The organism is Peptoniphilus pacaensis (assembly GCF_900088125.1).
GTDB classification, from domain to species: Bacteria; Bacillota; Clostridia; order Tissierellales; family Peptoniphilaceae; genus Aedoeadaptatus; species Aedoeadaptatus pacaensis.
The window spans coordinates 549311-575924 of record NZ_FLQT01000003.1; the positions used below are offsets into that span (position 1 = coordinate 549311).

The 26614-nt window shown below is 41.1% G+C and carries 31 protein-coding genes; 2 read left to right on the forward strand and 29 right to left on the reverse strand.

Annotated features, from left to right (window positions below; all coding sequences use genetic code 11):
- Window positions 1–58 precede the first annotated feature (58 nt).
- The 5 genes from BN7444_RS02655 to BN7444_RS02675 all read right to left on the reverse strand — a co-directional run bounded on the left by BN7444_RS02655 (window position 59) and on the right by BN7444_RS02675 (window position 3011).
- Window positions 59–982, reverse strand: a complete 924-nt coding sequence (locus BN7444_RS02655) for a DMT family transporter (RefSeq protein ID WP_068455384.1) — start codon at window positions 980–982, stop codon at window positions 59–61.
- Window positions 983–1354: 372 nt separating this feature from the next.
- Window positions 1355–1633 carry a DUF1648 domain-containing protein gene (locus BN7444_RS02660; RefSeq protein ID WP_068455386.1) on the reverse strand — a complete coding sequence of 93 codons (279 nt, stop codon included), beginning with the start codon at window positions 1631–1633 and terminating at the stop codon, window positions 1355–1357.
- A 17-nt stretch (window positions 1634–1650) separates the two neighbouring features.
- The gene (locus tag BN7444_RS02665) at window positions 1651–2091 is read right to left on the reverse strand and encodes a hypothetical protein (RefSeq protein ID WP_068455388.1); all 441 of its coding nucleotides are present in this window, start codon (window positions 2089–2091) and stop codon (window positions 1651–1653) included.
- On the reverse strand, window positions 2081–2293 hold the full coding sequence (locus tag BN7444_RS02670; protein ID WP_068455391.1) for a helix-turn-helix transcriptional regulator: 213 nt from the start codon (window positions 2291–2293) through the stop codon (window positions 2081–2083). The genes BN7444_RS02665 and BN7444_RS02670 overlap by 11 nt, the downstream gene beginning before the upstream one ends.
- Before the next feature lie 415 nt (window positions 2294–2708).
- The gene (locus BN7444_RS02675; RefSeq protein WP_068455394.1) at window positions 2709–3011 is read right to left on the reverse strand and encodes a type II toxin-antitoxin system RelB/DinJ family antitoxin; all 303 of its coding nucleotides are present in this window, start codon (window positions 3009–3011) and stop codon (window positions 2709–2711) included.
- Window positions 3012–3246: 235 nt separating this feature from the next.
- Between BN7444_RS02675 and BN7444_RS02680 the strand changes: the two genes are divergently transcribed.
- Window positions 3247–4362, forward strand: a complete 1116-nt coding sequence (locus BN7444_RS02680) for a hypothetical protein (RefSeq protein ID WP_167627194.1) — start codon at window positions 3247–3249, stop codon at window positions 4360–4362.
- Between the two features lie 210 nt (window positions 4363–4572).
- Here the strand turns inward: BN7444_RS02680 and BN7444_RS02685 are convergent, their stop codons facing one another.
- From BN7444_RS02685 to BN7444_RS02695, 3 genes are all read right to left on the reverse strand, one after another.
- Window positions 4573–4899: a cupin domain-containing protein gene (locus BN7444_RS02685; RefSeq protein ID WP_245654179.1), complete on the reverse strand. Its 327-nt coding sequence runs from the start codon at window positions 4897–4899 to the stop codon at window positions 4573–4575.
- Between the two features lie 179 nt (window positions 4900–5078).
- On the reverse strand, window positions 5079–6290 hold the full coding sequence (locus tag BN7444_RS02690; protein WP_068455400.1) for an oxygen-binding di-iron domain-containing protein: 1212 nt from the start codon (window positions 6288–6290) through the stop codon (window positions 5079–5081).
- A 23-nt stretch (window positions 6291–6313) separates the two neighbouring features.
- Complete coding sequence (locus BN7444_RS02695) at window positions 6314–6985, reverse strand: cupin domain-containing protein (RefSeq protein ID WP_245654180.1); 672 nt, start codon at window positions 6983–6985, stop codon at window positions 6314–6316.
- A gap of 88 nt (window positions 6986–7073) precedes the next feature.
- Here BN7444_RS02695 and BN7444_RS02700 point away from each other — a divergent pair, with 88 nt between their 5' ends.
- The gene (locus BN7444_RS02700; protein ID WP_068455407.1) at window positions 7074–7745 is read left to right on the forward strand and encodes a Crp/Fnr family transcriptional regulator; all 672 of its coding nucleotides are present in this window, start codon (window positions 7074–7076) and stop codon (window positions 7743–7745) included.
- Window positions 7746–7876: 131 nt separating this feature from the next.
- On the opposite strand, the gene BN7444_RS02705 is transcribed toward BN7444_RS02700, so the two are convergent.
- The 21 genes from BN7444_RS02705 to BN7444_RS02800 all read right to left on the reverse strand — a co-directional run bounded on the left by BN7444_RS02705 (window position 7877) and on the right by BN7444_RS02800 (window position 26604).
- On the reverse strand, window positions 7877–9367 hold the full coding sequence (locus tag BN7444_RS02705) for a DUF438 domain-containing protein (RefSeq protein WP_068455410.1): 1491 nt from the start codon (window positions 9365–9367) through the stop codon (window positions 7877–7879).
- Between the two features lie 77 nt (window positions 9368–9444).
- Window positions 9445–9654 (reverse strand): hypothetical protein, encoded by a 210-nt coding sequence (locus BN7444_RS09480; RefSeq protein ID WP_245654181.1) that lies wholly within the window; start codon window positions 9652–9654, stop codon window positions 9445–9447.
- 87 nt (window positions 9655–9741) lie between these two features.
- The gene (locus BN7444_RS09485) at window positions 9742–9918 is read right to left on the reverse strand and encodes an alpha/beta fold hydrolase (protein WP_245654182.1); all 177 of its coding nucleotides are present in this window, start codon (window positions 9916–9918) and stop codon (window positions 9742–9744) included.
- On the reverse strand, window positions 9919–10854 hold the full coding sequence (locus tag BN7444_RS02715) for an alpha/beta hydrolase (protein ID WP_068455413.1): 936 nt from the start codon (window positions 10852–10854) through the stop codon (window positions 9919–9921). It abuts the gene before it with no gap.
- 48 nt (window positions 10855–10902) lie between these two features.
- The gene (locus tag BN7444_RS02720; RefSeq protein ID WP_068455416.1) at window positions 10903–11529 is read right to left on the reverse strand and encodes an L-2-amino-thiazoline-4-carboxylic acid hydrolase; all 627 of its coding nucleotides are present in this window, start codon (window positions 11527–11529) and stop codon (window positions 10903–10905) included.
- Window positions 11530–11573: 44 nt separating this feature from the next.
- Window positions 11574–12401, reverse strand: coding sequence for a class I SAM-dependent methyltransferase (locus BN7444_RS02725; protein ID WP_068455420.1), 828 nt, complete (start codon window positions 12399–12401; stop codon window positions 11574–11576).
- Between the two features lie 50 nt (window positions 12402–12451).
- A complete protein-coding gene (locus BN7444_RS02730; protein ID WP_068455424.1) occupies window positions 12452–13090 on the reverse strand; it encodes a DUF6796 family protein in 639 nt (212 codons plus the stop codon).
- 480 nt (window positions 13091–13570) lie between these two features.
- On the reverse strand, window positions 13571–14263 hold the full coding sequence (locus tag BN7444_RS02735) for an MgtC/SapB family protein (protein WP_068455426.1): 693 nt from the start codon (window positions 14261–14263) through the stop codon (window positions 13571–13573).
- Window positions 14264–14720: 457 nt separating this feature from the next.
- Window positions 14721–15254 (reverse strand): GNAT family N-acetyltransferase, encoded by a 534-nt coding sequence (locus tag BN7444_RS02740; RefSeq protein WP_068455428.1) that lies wholly within the window; start codon window positions 15252–15254, stop codon window positions 14721–14723.
- Between the two features lie 173 nt (window positions 15255–15427).
- Entirely contained in the window at window positions 15428–16597 is a 1170-nt protein-coding gene (locus BN7444_RS02745; RefSeq protein ID WP_068455430.1) for a M20 metallopeptidase family protein, read from the reverse strand.
- Window positions 16598–16606: 9 nt separating this feature from the next.
- Window positions 16607–17557: a 2-keto-3-deoxygluconate permease gene (locus tag BN7444_RS02750; RefSeq protein ID WP_068455432.1), complete on the reverse strand. Its 951-nt coding sequence runs from the start codon at window positions 17555–17557 to the stop codon at window positions 16607–16609.
- A 525-nt stretch (window positions 17558–18082) separates the two neighbouring features.
- Window positions 18083–19123 carry an ACR3 family arsenite efflux transporter gene (gene arsB, locus BN7444_RS02755; protein WP_068455433.1) on the reverse strand — a complete coding sequence of 347 codons (1041 nt, stop codon included), beginning with the start codon at window positions 19121–19123 and terminating at the stop codon, window positions 18083–18085.
- A 2-nt stretch (window positions 19124–19125) separates the two neighbouring features.
- Window positions 19126–19530 (reverse strand): arsenate reductase ArsC, encoded by a 405-nt coding sequence (locus tag BN7444_RS02760; protein WP_068455436.1) that lies wholly within the window; start codon window positions 19528–19530, stop codon window positions 19126–19128.
- A gap of 9 nt (window positions 19531–19539) precedes the next feature.
- Window positions 19540–21270 (reverse strand): arsenical pump-driving ATPase, encoded by a 1731-nt coding sequence (gene arsA / locus BN7444_RS02765; RefSeq protein WP_068455439.1) that lies wholly within the window; start codon window positions 21268–21270, stop codon window positions 19540–19542.
- 12 nt (window positions 21271–21282) lie between these two features.
- On the reverse strand, window positions 21283–21660 hold the full coding sequence (gene arsD, locus BN7444_RS02770; protein WP_068455441.1) for an arsenite efflux transporter metallochaperone ArsD: 378 nt from the start codon (window positions 21658–21660) through the stop codon (window positions 21283–21285).
- A 96-nt stretch (window positions 21661–21756) separates the two neighbouring features.
- On the reverse strand, window positions 21757–22038 hold the full coding sequence (locus tag BN7444_RS02775; protein WP_068455443.1) for an ArsR/SmtB family transcription factor: 282 nt from the start codon (window positions 22036–22038) through the stop codon (window positions 21757–21759).
- A gap of 231 nt (window positions 22039–22269) precedes the next feature.
- Window positions 22270–22452: an RNA polymerase sigma factor sigma-70 region 4 domain-containing protein gene (locus BN7444_RS02780; protein WP_068455445.1), complete on the reverse strand. Its 183-nt coding sequence runs from the start codon at window positions 22450–22452 to the stop codon at window positions 22270–22272.
- Window positions 22453–23167: 715 nt separating this feature from the next.
- Complete coding sequence (locus BN7444_RS02785; protein ID WP_068455447.1) at window positions 23168–23680, reverse strand: hypothetical protein; 513 nt, start codon at window positions 23678–23680, stop codon at window positions 23168–23170.
- A gap of 205 nt (window positions 23681–23885) precedes the next feature.
- Window positions 23886–24143 carry a hypothetical protein gene (locus tag BN7444_RS09490; RefSeq protein ID WP_068455450.1) on the reverse strand — a complete coding sequence of 86 codons (258 nt, stop codon included), beginning with the start codon at window positions 24141–24143 and terminating at the stop codon, window positions 23886–23888.
- A gap of 194 nt (window positions 24144–24337) precedes the next feature.
- Window positions 24338–24589 (reverse strand): DUF3784 domain-containing protein, encoded by a 252-nt coding sequence (locus BN7444_RS02795; RefSeq protein WP_335340606.1) that lies wholly within the window; start codon window positions 24587–24589, stop codon window positions 24338–24340.
- A 278-nt stretch (window positions 24590–24867) separates the two neighbouring features.
- The gene (locus BN7444_RS02800) at window positions 24868–26604 is read right to left on the reverse strand and encodes an ABC transporter ATP-binding protein (RefSeq protein WP_068455456.1); all 1737 of its coding nucleotides are present in this window, start codon (window positions 26602–26604) and stop codon (window positions 24868–24870) included.
- Window positions 26605–26614 lie beyond the last annotated feature (10 nt).

Here is a 26614-nt window from a genome sequence, read left to right on the forward strand (position 1 = left end):
CTATCTTTCCCATTCACGATTCATGTCATAAGAGTGTTTATTTTTTGTTAAATCGATCTTATCGCCCCAAGCCTAATTTTATTTTTTTCCTGTTTAAGATAAAGGAGCCGAGGAGCACGAGGGCCAGTCCGATGGCCATGTTGAGGGTAAAGGGCTCGCCCAGTACCAGCACCGAGAGCAGGGAGCCGAAGATCGGTATAAATAATTTATACACGCTGAATTCGTTGGCATGGTAGTGTTGCAGCACCGAGGTCCAGATAGAAAAGGAGGTCGCCGAAATAAAGGAGCCGTATAGAATCATAAGGCAGCCTTTTGCCGTAAGGGCCAAGGGCCTGCCTGCGACGCAAAGGCCGAGGACGATGAGCACCGTCGCGCCGATAATAAATTGAAAGGCCGTGAGGATAAAGGAGTTTTCGCCCTTTCCGTATTTTCGGATCAACACCGAGGCCAGGGCGTTTAGGGTGGTGGCCATAAGCACGAAGCCTTCCCCGGCGGCGTGAAAGCCTCCCCCGGCACTTTCCCCCGCGCCTTTGGAAATCAATATGCCCATGGTGCCCAGAATGAGGGCGATGATGATGTTGGGGTTCACCTTTTCCTTGGGGATCAGAATCGCCGAGATCAACACCACGAGAAAGGCATTGGTGGATTGAATAATGGACGACCGCACCCCCGGCACATGGGAGAGGCCGATGTAGTAAAAAATGTATTGCAGGGACGTTTGAATCAGAGCCAGGATCACGACAAATTTCCAGTTGACTTTGTTAAAGGCTACCGGCCGCCCCTTTTCGCTTATTTTAAAATAGATGAGGGTCAAGAACCCGGCAAATAAAAAACGGATCCCCGCCACCAGTATTTTTAATCCCGCATCCCCTTGGCCGATGCCAAGCTCCACAAAAGTGGATTTGATCAGGGGGATGGCGCTCCCCCACAAGAGCATGGCAAGGATACTTAGTAAAATGGCTTTTTTCTTATCTCTTAACAAATTTGCCTCCGCAACTCTTTTATTCTCTAACGCTCGTCCATCTCTTTGACGAATCAAAAACCCGACAGGGCAAGGAAAGACCTGCCATGTCGGGGTACGCTCCATTTATTTCTCTTTTTTCTTCATGTTCATTCCCGTCGCCATGCATTCGACCCCGCTCGGTGATTGCTTCACTGCCTTTATCATAACATAAAGTGTGAGCGCGCCGAGAACAAATAAAGGAACATGAGCTTTTCCCAAAAGTCCTCGACAGATGCTCCTGCTCGAACCGCGCTTTAAACATCTCTTTTTCTTATATCCACATTGATGCCGCTTGAAAATATAAAAACAGCGCATCTATGATGATTCACTGTTTTCGTCAATAGTAAACAATCAAGTGTTATACACCAGGGTAATGACAGAGACGAGAATCCCGACGATGGCGAGAATCAAAAAACTCTTTTGTCTCTCCTTGGAAAAATAATATCCGATGCCTCCGCCGATAGTCAGAACGGACTGGGAAGCGATGGCCAGTACTTTCGGATAGGTGTTGGAAGGATTGCCCGATAGATCGACTTGCACGGTCACCATTTCCGGCAAGACCTTATAACCGTAAATTCCCAGCCCGATGGCTGCAACTACCATAGCCCCTAATACCATTTTCTTGTTCATTTTCTTTTCCTCCCCGTTTACATCGTGCTTTCGAATTTCGAGCGCCAATACAAGGCGTAAATTTGTATGGACAAATAGATGGCCACGACGATGACAATCTGAAATTTATCGACGCCCATTAACGAAAACATTATGAGCATGGCGGCAAACAGATAAATCATGAGATCGTAAGCTTTCGACTTGGACTTTTCTGCGATCAATCTATTTCTTTCGTCATTTTTTTCGATCTCGATTTGTCTCTTTAACTCCTCGTTATTTTTTGTGGAGAAATAGCTGATGATATTTCCCGTATAATGACCGAAAATCCCGCAACCGAGGCCGATCAATAGATAGGGGATGGCGATGATCCCTCGTTCGGTGCTCGTCACGACCGTGTGACTGAAAAAACCGAGGACGATCAATCCGAGTCCCAAACATGCAAAAGCTAAATTCTTTATAACCGTGCCGTTACTTTCCATCTTCCTCCCCCTCTTCATAGATAAAAATTTCTTCAATGGTCAAATTGAAATACGTTGCAATTTTAAAGGCCAAAAGAATGGAAGGATTGTATCTTCCGTTTTCTAAAGAACCGATGGTCTGCCTGGATACTTCGAGAATATCGGCGAGTTCCACTTGCGTGATTCCGTATTCCTTTCTTATCTCTTCAAGTCTGTTCTTCAGATGACATCACCTCCACGGATGACAAGCTAGCTTTACATCTATTGTAATGTAATCCTGCAACCATGTCAAGTTTACTTTCCATTTTTTATGCTTACTATTTTTCTCGTGTACGTCCATGAACAACTTTTCCATTTTGTTGAATGAAGATAAAAAAAGCACCTACAATTGTAAGTGCTTAAACAAATTCTATTCCTACAAAAAATTAAAGGGGAAGATTGAAAATTCACCGGTGGTATAGTAGCTACCGTCGTTTTTCAACACGCGATACCCGGTGTAGAAATATAATACGGCTCTACATGACGATACGGCACCCTCTTCGCCGACGCCGGCTCGCTTAATTCTGTGGCGACATATTCTCGGATATGCATCAAATGTTCTTTCGCCTGTCTCGTGATTTTTATTTTATAACGATCCATTAGAGGCCTTTCTCGAGCTCCTCAAAAACATCCTCTACGGGATACGTATCTCCTCGAATGGCCTGATCATAGCCCCTTGCCATTATGCCGTTAAAGGTCTTTTCGTCCATGGTGTCACGATCCGGTAAAGATTTCGGTATGGTAAGAGTAAATGGAATCCCCTGATTCAAAATGATTTGGCGATAAAACAGATCGATGGCCGTGGCTCTTGAAATGCCGATGGTCTCCAGAATCGATTCGGCCTGTTGTTTAATATCTTCTTGTATTCTCACATTCACATTCGCAGTTTTTGTCATTGCCATAGAGTTCGCCCCCTTTAAGATGATTATAAAATCTTGTGTCGCTTTTTGCAACACATGCTTTGGAAGAAAAGCCTATTCAAACATACAAAGGCTTCATTTTTTCGTTTCTGCAAACAAATTTTTTCCACCTCACACTTTCGTATGATGTGGAAAAAGTCTCTTGCCGATATAATGGGGTCAAACTCAAAAGTCACCCCTGTCAGTTTATGGAAAGAGAGTGATCCTTGAAGGGAGGATGACACATGAAGACGGGTTACCATTTTTTAAAAAAGCTGTGCCAATGATTTTGGCCGCCGCACTGCTCCTTCCCCTCACCGCCTGTGGAGGCGCTGAAGAGGATCCGGTCACTGAATTCAAAATCAGAAACGACCGCATCGGCACGGAAATATCCTTTAACTTGCCCGGCAACGAAGAGGATTGGTATGTGTTAGATCATCAATTCGGAGGGACATCGGAAGATTTCACCTACAATCCCGAAGGCGAGAATTTCGACGCCACAAATAGTTGGTGTGTTCAGGTGGAGGTATCCGCAGGAGAAACGTCATATCAAAAGATTGTCGTCGACGGGAAAGAGCCCGTGGACGACAGCCAGAGCGTGGTGGAATCCGAATCGGGTATGAAATGGGTGAAGACCACGAACGACAACTATCATATCTCATACTCCACTTGCCTGGACGAGTATTTAAACGGCTACCGCACGGTTGACTTCACCATCCTTCCTAACGGCAACCTGGAAGAAGGCCAAGAGCCTGATCTGGAGCTCTATGACAAAATTGAAAAGACGATTCTGAACAGCTTTAAGTACGACAGCAATTATAAGGGCAAGCCCGACTTTTCCGATGCAGCTTACACCGGCAGCCATCGCCTCAAATGGCCCTTTGAAATTCCTTTTGAAGGCGGCGTCATCAAGGCCGAAGAATACTTGGGCAATGACAAAGCCTCGGTGAAATTCCAATACGAAGACCCTGCCAACCCGGGAGTCGTCTATCGCATCGAGTTGGCTCGGGATGAGTTGTATGATCCCGAAGCCTACGACGACAAGGCCTATTTCGATCGCCATTTCTCCAATAACGAAGATCCCGAGGTGGAAAAGGGCTTCGAGGAAATGGAAATCGCGGGCTATCCTGCGGCCATTCGTTTCAACGATGAAGACTTCAGAGACGAAGTGGTGATCGAGCTTGTCAAGGACAAGGCGGAAAAGCGCCTCATCCTCGATATGATGACTTATATCGACAGCGACAACGACGCCGACAAGGCCGATGTGAAAAACAAGCAAATGATCATCGACATGGTGACGGCCATTATTAACAGCGCACAATTCCCGGAAACAGCCGAATCCGGCGCCGATTAAACTGCTTGCTTCGTAAACTTTTTTCCTTCTAAAAAACAAAACGCTCCGGCCAGAGCATCATTCTAATCCGGAGCGCTTTGTATTTTCTTTTGACCCGTCGACAAGGATCACATCTTCGATTCGGTTGCGAGGTAGGCCTTGATATTTAATTCGTGGAGCCTGCCCGGGGCAATAAATTCATTGCAAGGGAGCAAGACGATGCCTATGCTTTTATTCCAAGGTCAAAAGAAGGGCCATTTTAAATTTCTTCGTCGCTTTTACCGAGTGCAGACCGCCCTTCGCGAAGTGAAAGTTTTCGCCGGCGCGAATGGCATGATCTGTCCCTTCGTAGCCGATCACCGCCTCGCCGTCCAGCGCAAAGATAATCGCTTCGCCGGGGGCGGCGTGTTCCGAAAGGCTCGTGCCTTCGTCGAAAGCCATGACCACAAGCTTCATTTTGTCATTATGCGCCACGTCCATGTTGACGATCTTGCCTTCCCCATAGGGAACCAGGTCTTCCAGCTTAAAAATTTCTCCTGCTTTAATGATTTCGTTCATCCTGCTCTCCTTTTCTATACACACTTCCGTATACACACTGCCTTCTGTCGTCCGCATGCCCATAGGGGTGCCCGCCAATGTGATGATGCCGTCTCCAACTTGCACCACTTGCAAAAATAAGATCTTCCTGTCAATTGGACATTACAACTTTTATTGAAAAATTAGCACATTCGCTCTTATTAATTTTTCTTTTCAAAAGTCGAAGCATCCAGTAAAGACTTAGCAAACTTTTCAGTTCCTTTTAAAAACTCATCGTCCGGCATCCAAGAAGCCTTTAATTCTTCGTCTATAAGTTCAAAACCTGCCTTTTCGAGTTCTTCTCGTAAAACTTTGTTCCCTTCTCCCGACCATCCGTAGGAACCGAAAACTCCTGCTACTTTGTCTTTAAATTTAAGTTCTTGAAGGAAGTGTAACCAGCCCGAAATCGTGGTAATTGCAGATCGTCCGACTGTGGGAGAGCCTACAGCGATGGCCTTCGATTTAAAAACTTCAGTCATTATGTCATTTCTGTCCATTTCTGCCACAGACAGAACCTTTGTCCTGGTGGACGGGGAGAGTTCTCTTATATCATCTGCAATTTTGTGGGCAATTTTTTTGGTTGCTCCCCACATTGAGTCGTAGATAATTGTGACTTGATCTTCCTTATAAGCATCTGCCCATTCAGCATATTTTTCTACTATTTCAAGGGTATTCTCTCTCCAAATACTACCATGACTTGTTGCGATAATGTCTATAGGCAGGTTCATAGCTACAATCTCCTCAATCTTCTTTTTAGCAAAAGACGAAAAAGGATTTAAAATGTTCGCATAGTACTTCATCGCTTCATTCCATAGAATCGTCGGGTCTGCCTTGTCGTTGAAGAGTTCACTTAGGGCATAGTGCTGACCGAAGGCATCATTGGAAAATAAGATATTGTCTCCGGTCAAATAAGTTGCCATTGAATCCGGCCAGTGAAGCATTCTCATTTCTACAAACACTAATTGCTTTCCGTTTCCTATATCCACAGAATCCCCGGTTTTTACAACCCTATAGTCCCATTCCGGGTGATGATATTGCCCAATGAGCGATTTTTTACCATTGGCTGTACAGAAAATCGGAGTATTTGGAATTTCCTCCATAATTTCTAATAAAGACCCTGAATGATCGGGTTCTCCATGGTTAATAACGATATAGTCAATTTCCTTCAACTCGATTTCACTCTTAAGATTCTTTACAAACTCTTCTTTATGGGGAGTCCATACAGTGTCAATTAATACCGTCTTTTCTTCTTTGATCAAATAAGCATTTTGGCTGGATCCATTGTGCACGGAGTATTCTGTTCCGTGAAATTCCTGAAGTTCCCAGTCAATTTTTCCGACCCAATATACATTGTTCTTGATTTGTTTTTTCATAATTTTTCATCTCCCCTTTCTTTTTATTCCAAGGTCAGAAGAAGCGCCATCTTAAACTTCTTCGTCGCCTTTACCGAATGAAGACCGCCCTTCGCGAAGTGAAAGTTTTCGCCGGCGCGAATGGCATGATCTTGCCCCTCGTATCCGATCACCGCCTCGCCGTCCAGCGCAAAGATAATCGCCTCGCCGGGGGCTGCGTGTTCCGAAAGGCCCGTGCCTTCGTCGAAAGCCATGACCACAAGCTTCATCTTGTCATTATGCACTACGTCCATGTTGACGATCTTGCCTTCCCCATAGGGAACCAGGTCTTCCAGCTTAAAAATTTCTCCTGCTTTAATGATTTCGTTCATCCTGCTCTCCTTTTCTATACACACTTCCGTATACACACTGCCTTCTTCCGTTCGCATGCCCACGGGGACGTCGGTCCACGTGAAGATGCATTCTCCGGCGCACAGCTTTTGCGAAAAGCCGTCGTTTCCGTAAACCTCCACACTTCCCTCCGCCACGATCATTAATTTATGGTAGGGATAGATTTCCGCGCTGATGTCGGTGTTCTCGGCCAGGGAAAAATACGTGATCCCGCTATCTCCGCCGAAGGCTTTCGAAACGGTGCACCCCGGAATCGGCGGATTCTCCTCCCCGATGGAAAAGACTTTGCCGGGGGTTTTCTTTTCATTGACCTCCATGTCGTTCATGATTTTTCCTCCTCCCTCGATTTTCTACTTGTATTATAGTACAATCGTAACAACGTGTATGTTGTTACGACAACCAACCGGAGGTTTTATGAATACTTTTTTTCTTGCGAACACGCAGCTTTTTCGCGGCATCAGCGAAAGTGAAGTAGAGGAGCTCCTCCTCTGCCTGGGGGCACATGAGTGCAGTTTCCAAAAGGGCGACACTATCTTCCGAGCCGGATCCCCTATCGACGAATTCGGGCTTGTGCTTTCCGGCAGCGTCAATATCGTGGTGAATCTCTATTGGGGCAACAGTATTATTTTCGGCCATATGGGCAAGGGCGAGGTCTTTGCGGAAAATTACGCGGCCGTTCCAGGAAAAGAGCTGGCTTGCGACGTGGTCGCCTGCGAGGATACCCAGGTCCTCTTTCTTAAAATGCAGAGTGTGATGACGACCTGCCGAATGGGATGCGCCTATCACAACCGCATCATTCAGAATATGCTTCGCATTTCCGCTCAAAAAAATTTAAATATGTCTTCCCGCATGATGCATACCGCTTCCAAGTCTCTGCGGGAAAGGCTCCTGTCTTACTTGTCCGAGCAGGCCTTGGAACGGGGAAGCGCGCAATTCACCATTCCCTTTAACCGCCAGCAGCTGGCCGACTACCTCGCCGTGAATCGCAGCGCCATGTCCAATGAGCTTTCGAAGATGCAGGAGGAAGGGCTCATTACGTTTCGGAAAAATGAATTTATCTTGAACGAAACCGCACGGGATGAATAAATGGCGATGAGAAAAGATTAATGGGGCGCCCGCGGAAACGGATGGCATCTCCTTTTCTTAGACAGGCAGCAACTATTCCACAAAAAAAGATTCTCTTGCCGTAGCCGGAGAATCTTTTTTGTTGCGCAAATTTAAGCTTGCTTCCCGAGAAAATGTTCCTTCGCAAATTCCATGTCCTGTACCAACTCCAGGGTGCCGAGATATTTGCCGTCCCTGTCCCGCACGGCCATGTACTTCACCAGCATGGTGCGCCCGCCTTTTTCCATCCATACCTCCACGAAATCGCGACGGCCCTGTCTAAAATCGTCGATAATATGACGCACCATGGGTTCGATCTTCGGCGGATGGCAAGAAAACACCTCGCGGTTCAGCGCCATGAGGGGGCGTTTAAATACCTTCGGCCCTTCGTCGAAGAAGCGATTGATATCGTCTGCATCGACAAAGGTGATCTCCATGGGGATCGTGTTCAAAAGGGCGGTCAGCTGATCTATGGTAAGACGGCCGCCGGGCATGACGATCTCCCCTTCCGCGGCTTCAGCCGCCGTCAACCTCGCCTTTTCCGCAGCTTCCCAAGAATCCCCTTCGACGCCGAAGCAGGTGGCATAATCTTTGGAATCACGATAGATGCCTTGCCATTCCTCTTCCGTAAAATTAACCGCGCAAATGGGAAAGAGAATATTCTGTTCTTTGAAAATCATCTCCTCCGCACGGGTAAGCACTGCATCGAGCTCGCTATTCCATTCGCTGCCGCGTTCTTTCTTCTTCGCAAGGGAAGAGAGGGTATCCCGAATTTCATCGTCTACCGTCCACATGACATCGGAAGGACCGGAGATTCCGTAGTGAACCTTGAGCAAGGGATAGAGAAGATCGCCCTTCTTGGCATAATGAATCGAAAGCTCGCGAATTTGAGGAAGGAGCGATTCATCTCTGCTCTCTTTAAATTTGGCGAGCAGCGCCGACAATGCCTCGTTTTCTTTCTTAAAGGTGGAAAGGGGATGGCCCGGGATTTCTTCCAGCGCCGCGGCCTTGGCATTTTTATCTTGCTTTGCCTGCTGCGCTTTTTTCCTCAAGACCGAGGCCTCCACTTCCTTTTCGGCATTGGCGATCTTCTCTTCCGTGGTGGATCCGTGAAACAGCGCCGAGTGAACGTCGCACAGACGCTGAACCTCGCCGAGGGGCGTGCCTTCCTTCAAAAGCTCCTGCTCCGCTTCCATAATTTCTGAGGCCTCCACTTCTCCGAAATCGCGGACGAAATCCGCCCTGACATCTTCCAGCGCTTCACCGTCGCCGAGACGTTTCAGATAAGCCTTCAATTGTTCCCTGCGTTCAGAAGAAGAATGGCTTGATTCTTCTTTCTGCCCTTGTGCATTCGAAACCGAAGCCATATCCGGCATATCGCCCACCGGCTCAAACCCATGGCTCATCAGCGCGGTCATCACATCCGTCATGGCGATGTTCTTCATCTTCGCACCCTTCGGGATGGTCATCATTTTCCCCACGGAATACAGCATGGGCTTTTTCGTAATTTCGGTAAAACCCAGACCCGCCATAATATCCACAAGCTCCGGATACTCCTGTGTCAGCTCGAAGACCGTTTTATTCAAATCAAGTTTCTTTGCCATGTCGATAACTCCTCTCATTTCTCTTTTTCTTTATTATAATCGCAAAAGGCGTCTAAGTATGTTGTTTTACCAACATTTTATGTGAATAGGAAATTCTTATATTCTAAAATCCGGTGAGCAATGGCTTTTAGAAAAACAAAAATGGTCATAAAGTTCGACATACTGTCCGGTTCATCCGGGTCGTTGATCAGGTCGACGTATTTATTGACCATGAGGGAAATGGGTTTAAAGGTCAAGAATCCGGTGTTCATAAATTCGCCGGGAACGACGCCGTAGGCTTCCACCATCTTATCTGCATTCAGGAATTTTCCCCACTTGAATAGCAGGCCGTCGTCGGTGGAAAATCCACCGGCGTAACCATGGTGACCAGGTTTTTAACAATTTTCCGGATGAAGGGCCGTATACATCAGGCTGAAGGTTCCCCCTTGGCAGACACCTAAGATGTTGATCTTGCTTGCTCCGCTTTCTTTTCTCATGTGTTCGACACAGTCATCGATATAGATATTGATATAGTCATCTAAGGTGAGGTACGCGTCGTCCCTGCCCGGCAATTACTTTAGCCGTTCGATGATTTCATCCTGTGCTTCTCTGCCTTCTCTGAAAAAACGTGCCATGGGATAGCAGTGGCACATGCCCTTTCCGACGATGATTTCGTAAGGCACCCGGTATGTTTCCATGGCTTTTTTAAATTCCCCTGCAAAGGCGTAAAGGCATTCATTTCCCCCGAAATAAAGGAAAGTCTCCGGGAAATCGGTAAAATCCCCTACCGTTCCGTCCAACATATATTCAGGCAAATCCTCATCGCCTCTGAGGATTTCTCTTGCCGTTTTTATATAGGTGGGTTCAATCATAATGTCTTTATGCTTCAGCCCATGTAACTTTTCCCATATCTCTCTGTTCTCATGGAGGGTGACATCGGGAATGCCGCCGGGAGAAACCGAAATGATTTTCCCCGGCATGGGAAGGGGTCTGCCCAAGGCATTATTATGTAGAAAGATCCCAAGGGAAAGACAGGCACCGGAGGAAAATCCAAGGACGCCGATGTTTTCTGCCTTATAGGTTTCTGTCATCAGCCGATAGGTTTCGAAGGACACTTCATAAGTCTTATCCACCTTTACATCCTCCGAACAGAGGGGATAGAACAAAAACCAAACATCTTTATCCGTTTCTTCCATGATTCTTTCCGCCAAAGGAAAATCTAATTGGTTCGGTTGCGTGATCATGCCGCCGCCGAAGAGATAAAGGACCGCCCCGTCGGCGGGGCTTTGATTCTTTTGATAAGAAAGCAGCCTGTATCCCATGACCTCTCTGTCGAAGAGATAATAATTTTTTCTCTGGGCCCGCTTCAAGGCCTTCTCGAAATCAAAGACCGGTTTCGCATTTTCTTTCCTTGCATAGGCAAGTATGTCTTCTTTGTTCTTCAAAAATATTTTTTTGACCCCGAGAAATCTCACGATCGTCGCTGCCATCTTATAAGTTAAACTCATTTTCCCCTCCTTGAAGATCATTTCCCCAATGCTACTTGGCCCTGCGATTTATTCTCTGTCCCCTGTAATAAAATAATCGCAACAATCCGCGCCATTTGCTATGGTGTCTTTTCGGTGAAGCACGCCATGTTGAAGGCTGATCATCACCTCATCCAGCTCGCAAAACAGGGGCATTAATTCAGCAACCCCGAGCTTCTCGGTGTAGGCACAAATCGGGCAACGGGTGATTCTGTAGTAACAGGCGCCCTCATAGGGTTCGCCCACAAAATCCACTTTGAACGACGTGGGGTAGCGCTTTTCTCTTTCCGGCGTATACCATTTGACATACTTCAGGATGTTTTTCTTGTTGGCCGCTTTTCCCCACTTCGTATTGAGGTCGATCAGGGAAAAATACGGGCCTACAAAATAAAGGGACCGACGCATCATCTCCTGCACGATTTCAGGCGGAATCTTTTTCTCGCTTGCTAAGTAGGGGGCGACAAAAACGAGGGCAAACATCTCATTGTAGGCCATGGGATTATCCTCGCCGATATCGTCCATATTTTCTACAAGTTCCCGATACACCTTTTTGCTCTTTCTGATAATTTCTGACGCATACGCTTTATCATACTTTTCTATAAGAACTTTCTTCATCGGACTCTTAAATAATAAGAAATAAATACCTTTATATTTCATCTCGCATACCCCATCCGTTTTTATGCTGATTTGTATGTATTTTATTATTTTCTTCCAATGAGAAGTGTCGAGCCGGAAAGTCCCAGCAACATAGCTTCTTTGCGACTCATAAAAAGACCCTTTGTCGTATCAATGAATTGCACATCTTCATAGCCGTCTTTTTCCAGCTTTTCGATAAATTTATTCATATCTCCATATCTTGGCTTATTCATCAAATCGTGAATAACAAAAACGCCCCCTTTTTTAAGTACACGAAATGTTTCCAGTAAAAGTTTTTGTTTATTTTTCCCAAAAATATTGTGATAAACATAGTTGCTTGTGACTGCATCAAAACTTTCATCTGCAAAGGGAAGCTTCACTGCATTGCCACTTTCAAAGCGCACATTTCCCACTCCCTCAGCCCCGGCATTGTCCCGGCAAAGCGTCTCTGAAAATTCACTCTTGTATCCCCCGCTCCATATGTCACAGCCTACCATCATCGCCCCCGGGTTTTTCTTGGCACAGGCTATGGTCAGAGCTCCACTGCCGCAGCCCACATCTAAGCCGACGCCACCATCCGGGATCTTTACATAGTCGGCAGTCCCTTCGATTATGACTTTCGCGAGCTTTCTTTTGCCCTTGTAATCAAAGCTCCTATATAAAATGGTAAGCCAGACAGTCGTTAATAGGAGTATTAGGCATCCTATCCCCAAGACAAGTCCGCAGATGATCCTTGGCCTTCCTTGAAGAATTGCATCACTTGCACCAAATAAGATGAACAAAATAAGGCAAACCAGAGTTTCGCCAATCTTCGCCTTCAATAATCTTTTAGGAATCCAGTTTTTGTAGTCGGGTTTTATTTTCTTGTCCTCAGAAAAATGTGATTGTTTCATAAAATTCCTCTATATCTCCTATTAATCATTTTAATTCCCGGCTTTATAGCTTATAAATTCATATTCGTGCAGTGTATCAATAAGGATAGGTAGTAAATAAAATAGATGATGTTGAGCCAACCTCCGCGAACTATCATATGTAGGCCCTTCGGCAATCGCCCGGCAATTGGCGTGAAAATTATAAGAAATATCGGTGTAAAGAAGGCTTGCCGGCTTGGAAATACGGTGAATCCAAATAAAATGATCCACGCCATTGCTATGTTTGCTAAAGCCATCACTCCAAAAACAATTTTTGCTTGGAGTTTTAAAAATTTTAAAAATTCATCAAAGGCTCCTTTGTCTTCGTGTCTTGATAAAAGACCTAGGTAGGCACATTGAATGTGATAAGCGCCTCCCAATATCATGCCGAAGCAATTGATTAAAAATACAAACCAACCGATGCTTAAATACTTTTCCTGCATGGCCAAAACAATATGATAAAAGCCAATGCAATAGATAAAGGCGCCTATGGGACCTAAAAGACCGCCAATATATAATCTTTTGATGCCGACCTTTTTCATTATGCCGGTAATGCTGCTCATGGTGTCCTTGCCGTCGTAATCATTGGAATCATAATATAAAGTCATATCTCCCAAAAACGTGAGAAACGAACCCAAAAGACCGATCAAGATACTCTCGTATAATGTCACAATAAACACCTTCTTTCGCTTGTGTGATATCTATTATCAGCTTAATTGTACCACCTGAATTTGCTGAAATCTATAAAAATATTGGCTACGGCTTACTTGTATTTCACATCATATTTTCTAAAAAACCCTTCAGCATTTCTTCCTTCGATCGATTCTTTTTATTGCATCTTTAAACCATGTCTCCTAAAGGCTAATTAACAAAAAAATAGCTTCCGGGACTTCTTTTGAAATCCCAAAAGCCATTATTTCAACGCATTTATAGTCTGTTATCTTGTTTTCTCGGCATCGTCCGGTTTTCATTCGGGCACAATCTTTGTCGCGGGATGGTAAAAACTTCCACCCCATCGATCATAGCCGATTGCCGTCAAAAACAAACAAGTCCTTTCTTCCCACGATTTTTCTTACGATGTCTGAAACACTTTCACCGTCAACATTGTTATGATTCCATTCGACAAGGGGTCCGGAAAATTTGTCCCTATTCTAAAAACCCAGTTCCGTCAACTTGTGTCTTCTATTGCTCACTTTTACCGATATCAAATGGTACTCCGATTGTAGTTTCTTAAAAAAGATACCGGCCTTTGCATTTTTATGAAAGGAGAGAGTTGATTCAATAATCGATTCATTCTCTATGTGCTCATCGATGACATCTAATTTTCTTACTTGCACACCCTCTCTCAAAGCAAAGTCCAGAAAACCATCCTCATCAAAGCTATCCGTATCGAAGACCATGAGATAAGACTTCGTCACCCTCTTATTAATAAAATCACTGACTCCCATGAGCGATACCAAGGTGATCAGGCAAATAACCGTTGCAATAATTGCTCCTTCATAATATCCGACGCCTGATGCAAGCCCGATGGCCGCAGATAGCCATAAAGTGGCGGCCGTGGTAAGACCGGATACCCCGTCTTTCGTTTGGAGTATGGTGCCCGCACCTAAGAAGCCGATTCCGCTGACCACTTGGGCGGGAATCCTTAGCGCGTCCCATCCCTCGCTGCCGGAAAGTTTGCCCACGCCGTCGATGCCTGTGAGCATAATTAAACATGCGCCGACGCTGACGATAATATGGGTTCTGAAGCCGGCCGCCTTGTGTTTCGTTTCCCTCTCAATGCCGATAATCGCCCCTAATAAAGCTGCGAAAATTATTCTGACCGCAACGACTAATAAATCCATCCTCTGCCCTCTCCCATCCTAATTAATGACTATTTTAATATCTCTTTCAGCAATCGCTAATTTATTTCCCATGGGTATTTTATTAATTATATCTTAATTGCCGGTAAAATTAAAATGTGATGCAACTTTTGACTGTTTTTATGAAACATATATTAGAGATACAAACGACGGCAGATCCTATAATTCCAGAAGGGCCATAGATTCCGCCATCGATTTTCCAAAAATCGATTCTGAAATCCTTATGCTTTTACATCTTTTTCAACTTGTTATACCGATCGCCGCATCCTATACCGAAAAGCATGGAGCCAATGATCCATGCGTACTCCGTTCTTCCGGTTTTATATGACATAAATATCGAAGCTATGAGTGTAATAAATGCGAGAATCGTTAATAGCAGCCATAAATTCTTTTTGTTCATTTCGTCTCCTTAAACAGCTTATCCTTTTTACGACTAAACTTACTTCTCTGTATCGCCCAAGTATTTCTCCAGAAGAACCAGATTGACATCGGGAATGCCGTTAAACACAGTGGGTACGATACCTACTTCTTCATAATTCAGCTTCTCGTACATCTTCCGCGCCACAAGATTTCGTTCATTTGTGTCCATGCGAAGCGCATAACATCCGTGATCCAATGCATAGCTTTCATAGAAATCGACAAACTGCTTTCCGAGTCCCTGCCCGCCCGCTTGCGGAGAAATGGTCAGCGTGTGCAGCACACATACCTTTTCGGCATCTACTGCATGCCGCCATTTGGCCTTTGCATAGACATCCACCTGAAGCTGATTGATGATGGCGGAGCCCAGAATCACACCATCCTTTTCCATAACAAACAAATCTTCTCGACGCAGCGCGTCTTCTGCCGTCGATCTCGTCGGGTACACGTCACGAATCCACCCTACCGTGATCGCCCCGTCCTCTTGCAATTGGAGGATTTCATTGTAAATAGCCGCCACAGCATCGAGATCGGAATCAACCGCCTTTCGAATCATTCCATCGCCCCTTTCAATTTCATGCCATCCGGCATCGGATTTTTCATTAGAATGACCTTAGAAAAAAGGATGCCGGCTACAAAATATAGATGGCATCCTTGTACTACTAATGTGTCCGATTTTTTGAGTTGGCCACCATTAGCTTCTAATCTAAGGGCCTTTTTTAATGCAAACTAGTTGTTGTTTAGCCAGTTGACAGCGGCTGTAAGCATGAGCCCCAGCCCAATCGGCATCATATTTTCGTCAAAATCCACTCCGGGATTGTGGTGGCTAAAGTTGTTGCCCGGCAATTTGCAGTCTATATTGAAATAGGCGGTTGGAACTTTTTCAGCCACGAGAGCCATATCTTCGCTTGCCATGATTCGTGAGTCCGGAATGAGTTCGCCGTCAAAGTCACTGTTTTTTATATAGCCCACAATTTCTCTTGTGAATTCCGGGTCGGAATAAAGGCTTGGAACGCCGGTGAAAAAGTCGATGTCGATTTCAGCTTTTGTCGAAATCTTTAATCCCTCAAGAATTTCCAGCATTCTTGTTTTTAATTTGTTTCTGACTTCCGGATTGTATGCACGAAGGGTTCCTTGCATTTCCGCAAGATCCGGAATGATATTTGAGTTCGAACCGGCACTTAGCATCCCAAAGGTCAATGTGCTCGTTTCTTGAGGCGGGCATTCCCGGGCGATTAGCTCTAAGAAATTTGTGTAAATATTGACAGCCACATTGATCGGGTCAATGGTCGTGTGCGGATATGCGCCGTGGCCGCCTTTCCCTTTAATTGTAATTTTAAAGTTATCCGAGCTTGTAGCAAGATAGCCTTCATTGTAACAAATTGAACCTGTTTCTCTGTCGAGAGCTGTGTGAAGTGCAAGAGCCCGATCCACTTTAGGATTTTCTAATATTCCATTTTCAATCATCATTTTAGATCCTGCAAAAATTTCTTCAGCAGGTTGGAACATAAATTTCACTGTACCCTTGAAATTTGCCTTTTCTTTTAATAGAACTTTTGCAGCAGTTAGGCCAATAGCAGAATGGAGATCGTGTCCGCAAGTGTGGGCAGTATTTCCGGTTGAAGCAAAGGGCAAGCCATTATCTTCATTCATTGGAAGGGCATCCATGTCCGCCCTAATCATCATGCATTTGCCTTCGCCTTTTTCACCTTGAATAATGGTAGATAAACCGGAAGAACCATATTCTTTTACTTCAAGGCCAAGTGCTTCGAGTTCACCCTTTACATATGCCTTTGTTTTCGGCAAATCCAGTCCAACTTCCGGAATTTGGTGAAGGGCTCTTCTTTTTTCAATCAGCTCATCTTTGTATTTTAGAGCTTCTTTAAAATAATTCGACATAAATCCTCCTTACATGTTTAAACTTCTCTTTTGAATATTTCGCTTCCTTGCATACTTTTCAGTTAATATTGGAGTGATAATGCTCGTCAGCACCACGCCAAATGCAATTTGTGCAACCGCTAGCCTTGCAATTTCAGCTATACTCGGGTCAGCTGCGGCGATTATCATAGGCACAGAAACTGACAAACCGGCGATCGATGTGATTCCAAAGGTTGTCATTCCGTCTTCTTTTAAAACCCTTGTTTCGAAAAGCCAAATGAGCGGAAAACAAATAACATAGAAAATGACAGTTAAAATGATTCCCTCAAATCCGGCTTTAAAAGCTGAGATCAAATTAATTCCGGCACCGAATGCCCAGCCCATAAATGGGTTTAGAATAGGAACTGCTGCCGAGAAAAATTTGCCCAGGTCTTTGTCCAAGTTGCCAATGATTACTCCCGATAAAATCGGAATTAATACTGAAATAACCGGCATCCAATCAACACTCGATGCTTTGGACACGCTGTACACCAATATCGGGAAAGCCGGCACACATAATAGACCAGTAAGTCCAAATGCTGCTTCATCGCTTTCGCTTCCGTAGTCGCTAACAAGAGCGAGGTATAGGGATGGATTTAGTGAACAAATCGTTGTAGTAAAGGCAATGGCTGAAATGCCCCAAATGCCTTCCATTCCAAAGAAACGGAAGAATAGAATTGAAAAAGCAAAACAAAGTATAATTTTTACCAGCAAAATCGAACCCTGCTTCTTTAATACTTTTTTGATTTTTTCTAAATCCAGGGCTGCTGACGAACAAAAGCAAACCAGAGCAACTATGTAGTTAATACCTTTCGTGGTAAAGAATGCTTCCGTCATCCCGCCTATCTTAAAAATGTCCGGCAAAAATGTTGCAAATAATGCGCTGATTAGCATAGGAATTAAAAGCATGCCACCGGGAATTTTTCTCATGAATTTTAACATAAAAGCACCTCCACACTTAACATATACCCAACTAACACAATAAGTTATTAAACATGATATTAAAGGAAGCCCCAATCATCATTAGTCATTTTATAGCATCATAGATGAAAAATTGTAAGCTTCTTCCAAGTTTTGAAGTCATATCAAAACCATGATTTGCTAATACTTCTCCTGTCAATTCATTGAGCCATTCCATACCTGGGATTTGATATTGAATAAAACTCCAAATCTCTAATCTCCGTAAACTTAAGATTCTTAATTTTCTAAAAATCGGTGCTTTGTATTATTAGCAATACTTACTGAGAATAAGAGCAAGTCGCTTTGGCTTTCTTGGCAATCCTTCCGACTCCTAATGGGTATAAGAAAAGCCCTGAAGGTTTCCCTCCAAGGCTTATATTATATTTCTTGCTGATTATATGGTACCACAGACTATAGATGGACATTCTAAGACGTTTAGGGTGATCTCTGATCCGGCATTTTGTAAATTAATACCACTTGTTTATTGTTGGCAGTTTTAACTCATATTCAACGATTAAATTTATTTTCCATAGAGTTGGCAATTCTTACCAAGGCCAACATAACAGGAACTTCAACCAGAACGCCTACTACAGTTGCTAAGGTAGCTCCTGATGATAGTCCAAATAGAGATATGGCAACTGCAACGGCCAGCTCAAAAAAGTTAGATGCACCAATCATGGCACATGGAGCTGCTATTGAATATGGTAGCTTTGCTAAATATGCCATGAAAAATGTTACTCCAAATATAAACAAAGTTTGAATAATCAAAGGAATTGCAATAAGGACAATATTTAATGGTTGATCCAATATCTTCTGTCCTTGAAATGAAAATATTATAATCAAGGTCAACAATAATCCCACCATAGTGTATTTATCAAATGCAGGGATAAACGTATTATTTAGGTAGTCCTCCCCTTTATTTTTAATTATTATACTTCTAGTTACCATGCTTAAAACAAGAGGAACGACAATAAATAATACAATGGACAATAAAAGTGTTTCCCATGGAATATTTACATTTCCAACCTTTAATAAGAAGCTCACAATCGGTATATATGCAATCAAGATGATTAAGTCGTTACTAGCTACCTGTACTAAGGTATAAGCACTATCACCTCTTGTTAACTTGCTCCATACAAATACCATTGCGGTACATGGTGCAGCTCCCAGTAAAACCGCTCCTGCTAAATATTCTGATGCCAATTCCTTATTAATAAATCCTTTATAAACAATAAAGAAAAATAAGGACGCGATTAAATACATAGTGAGTGGCTTAATGATCCAATTTACAAACCATGTAATAAATAGACCCTTAGGATTTTTTCCTATGTCTTTTATACTCTTAAAATCAATTTTCAACATCATTGGATAAATCATTATCCAAAGTAAAATTGTTGTCGGTATAGACACGTTGTAGAACTCAAATTTTCCTAACCACTCTGGAATATAAGGAAAATAGTTCCCAATAAGTACGCCTATTACCATACAAATTAACACCCAAAAAGTCAGGTTTTTCTCAAAAAAACCAATATCATTTGTTTTCTTCATTCTTAATTTGCCTCAACTTCCTCAATTAATTTATGAACCTTACTTTCAATCTCCTTAATAGTTTTTATAAACTCTTCATCATTTTTTCCACTAGGATCTTCTAGTCCCCAATCATCTTTTTTAACAGTGTAAGGCAGAATTGGACAAACGACATTGCATCCCATTGTGATGAGGTAATCAACTTCAGGAATATCACCTAGAAGCTTTGGCTTTTGAGTCTCCTCCATATCAATGACATACATTTCTTTGACAAGCCTTACTGCATCCTGATTAATTTGATCCTTTAATTCTGTCCCTGCAGAATATACCTCAATAGAATCTCCGGCGAATTTTTTTGTCAGTGCTTCAGCGATTAGACTTCTGCATGAATTGTGAACGCACACAAAGGCAACTTTAGTTTTCTTCATTTTTTCCTTCTATATCAAATAAAGTTTATCACCACGAAGGTCTTCTTTTGTCCATTCAACGACGGCAAGTTTTCCTGAAGTGTGATCTAATATCTTGTTAATCCACTTAACTTCTTCATTTGCTTTGGCAGATAACATCTTGTTGCCGGGATTTGCTTTATATAGGGATGAATTAACAATCCACCAATTTGTATGAATCGATGCCCTTTTTAGATCTTCTTCCAATCGATATGCCTCATAAAATGGGGTAGCCTCCGCCAAGCTAACGATTAATACTTCTGTTTCCTCTCCTCTTAATCTAGGTAACAATTTTTTTACAGATTCAGGTATCTGTCCTTGTGTTCTTTCAACTTCTTTATGATAGCTTAAAGTTGAGTCTAAGAGTAACAAGGTATGACCCGTAGGAGCAGTATCAATTACCACTATTTCATCATCTGCTTTTTCCACGAGCTCTGCAAAAGCCCTAAATACAGCTATTTCCTGTGTACATGGTGATCTTAAATCTTCCTCAATGTAAGCTACATCATCCTCATTCATTGTTTTTCTTGCATTTTCTAATACTTCATCTTGATATTTTTTTAATTCTTCTTTTTCATCAATATGACTCATAGATATTCCGCTTGAACTATCTATCATAAATTTTATATGGTCAGCGGGATCTGTTGTAGCTAGGTGTACCTTTTTACCAAGTTTGCTTAGCTTGAGGGCAACAGAAGCTGCAATAGTAGTCTTTCCTACACCGCCCTTACCCATAGTAAAGATGACTTTTCTATTATTTTTTACAAGATCGCTAACAACATCATCTAAATTAAAGAGTTTGCCTTTTACTTCCTCTTTTTCTTCATTAATTTGATCCCTCTTAAGGAGATTTCTTATAGATTCAATTCCGGTAATGTTATATGATCTCAAGGCGATCGTATAGGTCTCAAACTCAGTTAACATATCCGGCATATTTTCAAGGGCTAACTTTTGTTTCTTGTATATACTTTCAGATAAGTCATCATCATATTTTTCTAAGACACCATTAATCAATAGTATTTGATTTTTTATTCCAATCTCAGATAGCTCCTCTGATGCTCTGGCTACCTCATTAAGTGGTGTTTTATCAGGCCTTGTAACTAATACTAGGGTTGTTAAACTCCCATCTGCTAAATTTTCAACTGCCTGTTTATAGGTTTCTTTTTTAGACTCTAATCCTGATAACTGTCCTAAACAAGATGCTCCATGTGTGCTTTCACTGATGAAATCAGTCCAAGCAGAAGGAAGCTGTAACATTCTAAGAGTATGACCTGTAGGCGCTGTATCAAATATGATATGGTCATAGTCTGTATTGAGCTTAGGATTTGTAATGAAATTAGAAAACTCATTAAAGGCAGCAATCTCTACTGTACAAGATCCGGATAGCTGTTCTTCCATATTCTCAATAACAGAATCAGGTAATTTGCCCCTAAAAGGTGCTACTACACTTTCTTTATAGTTATGCGCCGCTTCCAATGGATCCAGATTGATTACTTCTAAATTTTCTACTCCTTTAATCGGCTTTGCTTCACCGCCTAATTCTGTTTCAAAAACATCTTGAAGATTTGAAGCAGGGTCTGTACTAATAAGTAGTACTTTCTTTCCTTCGTCTGCTAAAGTTACTGCTGTTGCACAAGCTGCAGATGTTTTACCAACGCCTCCCTTGCCTGTGAAAAATAGATATTTAGTTAATTCAACATTTTCAAGATTAAATTCCTTCATGATAAGTTCCCCTTAGCAACAAGAGCTATTATTTCCACAGCACCCTTGATTTGGTTCTTTATCTTCACTACTTTCAAGATAATCTTTAGAGATTTGTAAAAGTTCCATTATTTCTTCATTCTTTGGATATCTGCCTTCTATGACTATATCGTCGTCCACAAGGATTAATGGCAGCCCATCGGTTCCACTTTTATCCAAAGCATCTTTTACCTTGCTATTATTGACAAAGGCCGCCGGCTCACTTGATAAATTGTATCTTTCAATAGTGATACCATTTTTCTTCAAGTTATTAATTACTGTTGAAATACGTACGAGTTCAGGATCTACATTAACTCCGCAAACACCTGTATCACAACACATAGCCGGTTCATAAATTGACATTCTTTTCATTTTTTACACCCTTTCTTCAATTTCCCGAATTGAATTTTTTGATATATCAAATTATTTTGATGTGAATAGCCTTTTTTTAGTTACCCCTAAGGGTAACTAATGTCTTGCTGTAGATTCTAAAAACATCTGTATTATTTTTTGTCTTCCTTGTTCAGATATAGAGTAGTAAACCCACTTGCCTTCTTCTCTTGCTGTAACAATTCCTGACTCTATCAATATTTTCATATGGTATGACAAGCCTGATTGTGTTAAATCTAGTTTTTCCAGTAAAACACAGGCACATTCTTCCCCATTTTTTAATAAATCTAATATCTCTAGGCGAATCGCCACAGAAAAGGCTTTAAATATCTTTGCAGTTTTTACTAAGTCTCTGGTCATAAAACCCCCTCACATCAATTTATTTTGATGTGTTTACCGTATCACCAATTGTTCTTCATGTCAAGTCTTATTTCGTAAGATATCAAAATTGCTTCTGCATAATCTTGTCATCTTATTTTATTGTAATTAATGTTAGTTTCTTTTATGTTCATACTCCGATCATGGAGCATATAAGTTTATGGAATGACATTACAAGCACCATCTCTCCTTTTTATCTGACATCTAAAATCCTCAAGAACCATTTGTAATGCGAATCGGATGTTCCGGAGCTTTCGTCGTTTCAGGTGCCTTTTTATGCCACCTCCTTACCGTTCTTGCATCGGCAAATAGAACTTTCCCGATATGCTCCCAAGTATAGTTATGAAGATAGCGATACATCAAAACCAACTGTTCGTCTGTATCTTTGACGGTCATTAGCAAATCTCTTATCTGCCTTTTCAGTTCAATAAGGATTTATACCTCCGCATCAATTTTATAGCCTATTATCCTGGTTTCTTGACATCAATACTATAGCCTCAGCCGTCGAATCTTGCCTATCGAATCACCCTAGCGGGCGCCTCTCTTGGAGATTCTTGGTATGATCAAGACCTAACATGATGAGCGAAAGCGAATCAATGTAGGTCTGATGCAACCATTTGCCCAAATCTTTGATTTGGTGCAAATGTCTACTGACCTTCCTCTATTGCTACTTCGATTCGCTGTGCGAATCTCGTACCAATAGGGTTAGGGCTTCAACGTGGCTCGAGTGGTCAGTATGGATAAAAATTAATATTTCTCTAACGCTTCGTATGTTGGAATAAGTCAATTAACTTTTTATTCTCTTTCTTACTAGATACTTTACAAAGAGTATACCTTTTTATATGAAAAATAAGAAACTCCTGCTAAGGTTTCAGCAAGAACTCTTACACATGAATAAACTGCCGTCATTTGCATGGCAGTAAATTCGTTTACATTCCTACCTGCTGTTGTTCTCCCAAATAAAAAAGACGAAGAAGATCTCCCCGTCTTTAGGTTTGTCTCTCGACTTACCTGTGCCCTTATGGATGGATATTCTATTTAAAATGTTTATATTACCACCCTCCTTAAATTAGGTATAAGAAAAGCACCTACTTTCGTAGATGCCGGCAATTCATATTAATAACATAGGATCTGAGCCAAACCAAGTCTCTACATCTCTATCATGCTCACCATTATTTATAGGATCTTCATATCCTACATCATCAATCCATGAGATTGCGAAGTAATATTTCTCTGTTTGAGTTTCTTTTAATACCAAATAAGATAGACCATTAGGCTTATATTCTATATCGTAATCATTATTTGCTTCGATTAGTCTACCTCCTATGTATCCCCAACTTTCCCCGTAGGCCCCAATAGATAGCTTTACTCTTTCTTCCCCATAAAAACCTATACATTCTAGCATCTCCCCAGTTTCTATTTCAGATTTCAAGGATTGATTATTTATAATTTCGCAAGAAATGCTATATTCTTCACCTGTTGGTTTGGATCTTATTTCTATTAAGTACCTGCCTAATATATTAGAACAAGTTCTATCATTGGCGCACTTTTTGTATTCGTAACCTATTTCTTTGCCATTTATTTTTATAAATATATCTCCAAGCGGAGTATTTAACCTCTTCATATAAGTCTCCCCTTGATATTATACCTAATTCAGAATAGCTTGAGAGGTCAGTTGAGATGAAAGACACAACTTCTTAAAAGCCTCTTATGTGGGAACATGTTAATCAATAAACATCTTATAATTTATTATATCATTTTAGAACTAAGAAAAAACAGCCCTCCAAAGAGCTGTTTAGATTATTATTTTCTTGTTTTAGTCGCATTACTTATATTAGATGACTTACAAACATTGCTATAGGCAGTAATAAGATTAACATAATATTCAATACTATAAATAATCCGTCCTTTTCCCTTACCCCAAATATTAAACCTATTAGTCCAACAATTGGGCAGACAAACATCGATGTGAGCCCAGTTGGCCTTAGATTTGTATAGCTTTGAAATATGTCTACCGGAAGTAGGTAAGAAATTACAAATAGTACAAGTCCAAGTAAAAATAACTTCTTGCTTAAATTCTTCCTCATAAAGTCTTCTCCATTTTTCTAAGCTCCTAATTCTGCCTACAAGACTTTTCTTGCTATGCTCTATATACGACTTGCCGGAAAATAGTATTGCAAGTTTTCCTTAAATAGCCATATTCCATTGAATTTCGCAAAGATTATTGTACCCATACCAAATACTAGCCACCTAATACTACCCTTTCACAAATCCCAGTCTGTTATTTGATAATAATCGCATAGACTCCAAATAAAATTAGGCTAATTCCAATAATTAATTCTACCAATCCCACGCGCTTGGCATCTGATTCTGTCTTTCTACCTGCTTTATAAGCTTCTTCAAAGCCGTTGATTAGATTATACTTCTTTCGAAAATAAATCTTATATCCAAATACGGTAAATGCAACGCCGAGCGTCATTAGTATAATTTTTAATATCAACATTCTGCCAACCCCTAAATCATTTTTATCCACTCGTACCTGCTTTCATTCAAATTAGCTTCATTTTGGACGAAAATCATTTGCTGTCCGCACGAAAATAAAATGTACTCCTGCCCGAACCTTCCCTGATGACAAAATACCCCTCACTTTATAAAGTGAAATTTGTCCTCTTTGGTAACCAGAATTTTTATTTTTTATAGTATTTTTGAGTTTCAATGATTAATTTGAACATAAAAAAAGGACTTATGCTATTAGGCATAAATCCTCTAATCTAAGTTTTCTTCTTCAAAGACTTTAAATCTTTCTTCCTATCAATTATTTAATTTCCATGATTCTGCCTTAGCTTTTGCGTTGATAAGATCAGAATAAAGTCCATTATTTTTAATCAGTTCTTCGTGATTTCCACGTTCTACTATTTCTCCATCTTTTAAGACTAAAATTTGGTCTGCATTTCTTATGGTTTTTAGTCTGTGGGCAATCATAATTACTGTCTTATTTTTTGTAAGTTGTTCTATAGCTTCTTTAAGCTTATCTTCATTTTCTGGGTCTATATTTGCAGTTGCCTCATCAAAGATAATTATATCTGCATCTTTTAGCATGGCTCTAGCTATGGAAATTCTTTGTTTTTCTCCACCAGATAGGCTTGCTCCACCTTCTCCGATGATAGTGTCATATCCTTCTGGTAAAGCTTCTATAAATTCATGGCACCTTGCCTTCTTTGCAGCTTCTACAACCTCTTCATGGCTTGCATTTTGTTTTCCAAATTTTATATTGTTTTCAATAGTGTCTTCGAAGAGATATACATCTTGGAAAACTGTACTTATTAATTCCATAAGTGATTCTAACTTATATTTTCTTATATCTATTCCACCTATCTTTATACTTCCTTTATCAACGTCCCAAAACCTGGAAATTAGATTGCACATAGTTGTTTTCCCTGAACCTGAAAGTCCTACAATTGCAGTCATTGTATTTTCTTTAATTTTACAAGATATGTTTTTTAATATTTTTTTATCCTCGTAGGAAAAAGAAACTTCATTAAATTCTATATCACATTTTTCTGGATCTATGTTTTTGCCATCTATATCGATTTTAGGCATACTCATAGTTTTTTCAACTTCTTCAATAGAACTTGTTGCTAGTCTTAAAGTTGCTAATACGCTACCCGTTGATTTTATATGATTAAAAGCTAGAAAGGACATTATTATACCCATTATCCCGTCTGAAATATTCATACTTCCCTTAAAAAATAATTGCAATGATGTTGCTATCATAATAACACTAAAGAAAGCTATAATAATATCTTGAATTATGATATAGGGAGTAAGACTTTCTTCCATATCTAAGTTTACTTTTTCATTCTTAGTAATAGACGATATTATTTCCTTATCTCTTATACCTTCAAGATTAAAAGCTTTTATTACAAAAAGCCCTTGTATATATTCTAGAGTTCTTTGCACAAGTTCTGATTGAGATTTTTGCCTAGCAGCAGAACTGACTCTTGACTTCTTTTCCATATAGGATACGGCGCACAAGTATAATAATGTTCCTATAAAAACAATACATCCTAGTTTAAATTCAAAAATAAAAATCATTAAAGTAAAAACTATTGAATTTATTAAACCACTTAATACACCTACTAGAATAAATGGTGCAGTATTTTCTATATCATCCAATACTGAAGTAGTTATTCCTGTTATATAAGCAGTATTATTTCTATTAAAATATCCCATAGGTACAGTTTTTAAAAGTTTCCCTATTTCTACTCTTTTATTAGCTACCATAAAATATCCTGCGTGTACCTGTTTAAGTTGGGCAAGAGAATTAAAATAGCTTCTTCCAATAATACTTAAAGTTAGTAATATTAAAACTATTAATGAAACTTTCATATTTTTATTATCTGAAAAGATGGAGTTTAATACAATGTAAATTGCTACAATCTGTAACATATTAAATATGGCGTAAATAAACTCAAAGACCACAGAGACATTTAAATTAGATTTCTCAAGATCTGCAAAGTTCCAAATTTTTTTAAGTCCACTAATCATTTTGCACTCC

Excerpts from the sequence above, each read along its gene's own strand:
- BN7444_RS02660 (WP_068455386.1), bottom strand. The coding sequence starts at position 1,633 with ATGAACAAGAAAATGGTATTAGGGGCTATGGTAGTTGCAGCCATCGGG.
- BN7444_RS02665 (WP_068455388.1), bottom strand. The coding sequence starts at position 2,091 with ATGGAAAGTAACGGCACGGTTATAAAGAATTTAGCTTTTGCATGTTTG.
- BN7444_RS02675 (WP_068455394.1), bottom strand. The coding sequence starts at position 3,011 with ATGGCAATGACAAAAACTGCGAATGTGAATGTGAGAATACAAGAAGAT.
- BN7444_RS02680 (WP_167627194.1), top strand. The coding sequence starts at position 3,247 with ATGACACATGAAGACGGGTTACCATTTTTTAAAAAAGCTGTGCCAATG.
- BN7444_RS02685 (WP_245654179.1), bottom strand. The coding sequence starts at position 4,899 with ATGAACGAAATCATTAAAGCAGGAGAAATTTTTAAGCTGGAAGACCTG.
- BN7444_RS02690 (WP_068455400.1), bottom strand. The coding sequence starts at position 6,290 with ATGAAAAAACAAATCAAGAACAATGTATATTGGGTCGGAAAAATTGAC.
- BN7444_RS02695 (WP_245654180.1), bottom strand. The coding sequence starts at position 6,985 with ATGAACGACATGGAGGTCAATGAAAAGAAAACCCCCGGCAAAGTCTTT.
- BN7444_RS02700 (WP_068455407.1), top strand. The coding sequence starts at position 7,074 with ATGAATACTTTTTTTCTTGCGAACACGCAGCTTTTTCGCGGCATCAGC.
- BN7444_RS02705 (WP_068455410.1), bottom strand. The coding sequence starts at position 9,367 with ATGGCAAAGAAACTTGATTTGAATAAAACGGTCTTCGAGCTGACACAG.
- BN7444_RS09480 (WP_245654181.1), bottom strand. The coding sequence starts at position 9,654 with ATGGTGGAAGCCTACGGCGTCGTTCCCGGCGAATTTATGAACACCGGA.
- BN7444_RS02715 (WP_068455413.1), bottom strand. The coding sequence starts at position 10,854 with ATGAGTTTAACTTATAAGATGGCAGCGACGATCGTGAGATTTCTCGGG.
- BN7444_RS02720 (WP_068455416.1), bottom strand. The coding sequence starts at position 11,529 with ATGAAATATAAAGGTATTTATTTCTTATTATTTAAGAGTCCGATGAAG.
- BN7444_RS02725 (WP_068455420.1), bottom strand. The coding sequence starts at position 12,401 with ATGAAACAATCACATTTTTCTGAGGACAAGAAAATAAAACCCGACTAC.
- BN7444_RS02735 (WP_068455426.1), bottom strand. The coding sequence starts at position 14,263 with ATGGATTTATTAGTCGTTGCGGTCAGAATAATTTTCGCAGCTTTATTA.
- BN7444_RS02740 (WP_068455428.1), bottom strand. The coding sequence starts at position 15,254 with ATGATTCGAAAGGCGGTTGATTCCGATCTCGATGCTGTGGCGGCTATT.
- BN7444_RS02745 (WP_068455430.1), bottom strand. The coding sequence starts at position 16,597 with ATGTCGAATTATTTTAAAGAAGCTCTAAAATACAAAGATGAGCTGATT.
- BN7444_RS02750 (WP_068455432.1), bottom strand. The coding sequence starts at position 17,557 with ATGTTAAAATTCATGAGAAAAATTCCCGGTGGCATGCTTTTAATTCCT.
- arsB (WP_068455433.1), bottom strand. The coding sequence starts at position 19,123 with ATGAAGAAAACAAATGATATTGGTTTTTTTGAGAAAAACCTGACTTTT.
- BN7444_RS02760 (WP_068455436.1), bottom strand. The coding sequence starts at position 19,530 with ATGAAGAAAACTAAAGTTGCCTTTGTGTGCGTTCACAATTCATGCAGA.
- arsA (WP_068455439.1), bottom strand. The coding sequence starts at position 21,270 with ATGAAGGAATTTAATCTTGAAAATGTTGAATTAACTAAATATCTATTT.
- arsD (WP_068455441.1), bottom strand. The coding sequence starts at position 21,660 with ATGAAAAGAATGTCAATTTATGAACCGGCTATGTGTTGTGATACAGGT.
- BN7444_RS02775 (WP_068455443.1), bottom strand. The coding sequence starts at position 22,038 with ATGACCAGAGACTTAGTAAAAACTGCAAAGATATTTAAAGCCTTTTCT.
- BN7444_RS02780 (WP_068455445.1), bottom strand. The coding sequence starts at position 22,452 with ATGACCGTCAAAGATACAGACGAACAGTTGGTTTTGATGTATCGCTAT.
- BN7444_RS02785 (WP_068455447.1), bottom strand. The coding sequence starts at position 23,680 with ATGAAGAGGTTAAATACTCCGCTTGGAGATATATTTATAAAAATAAAT.
- BN7444_RS09490 (WP_068455450.1), bottom strand. The coding sequence starts at position 24,143 with ATGAGGAAGAATTTAAGCAAGAAGTTATTTTTACTTGGACTTGTACTA.
- BN7444_RS02800 (WP_068455456.1), bottom strand. The coding sequence starts at position 26,604 with ATGATTAGTGGACTTAAAAAAATTTGGAACTTTGCAGATCTTGAGAAA.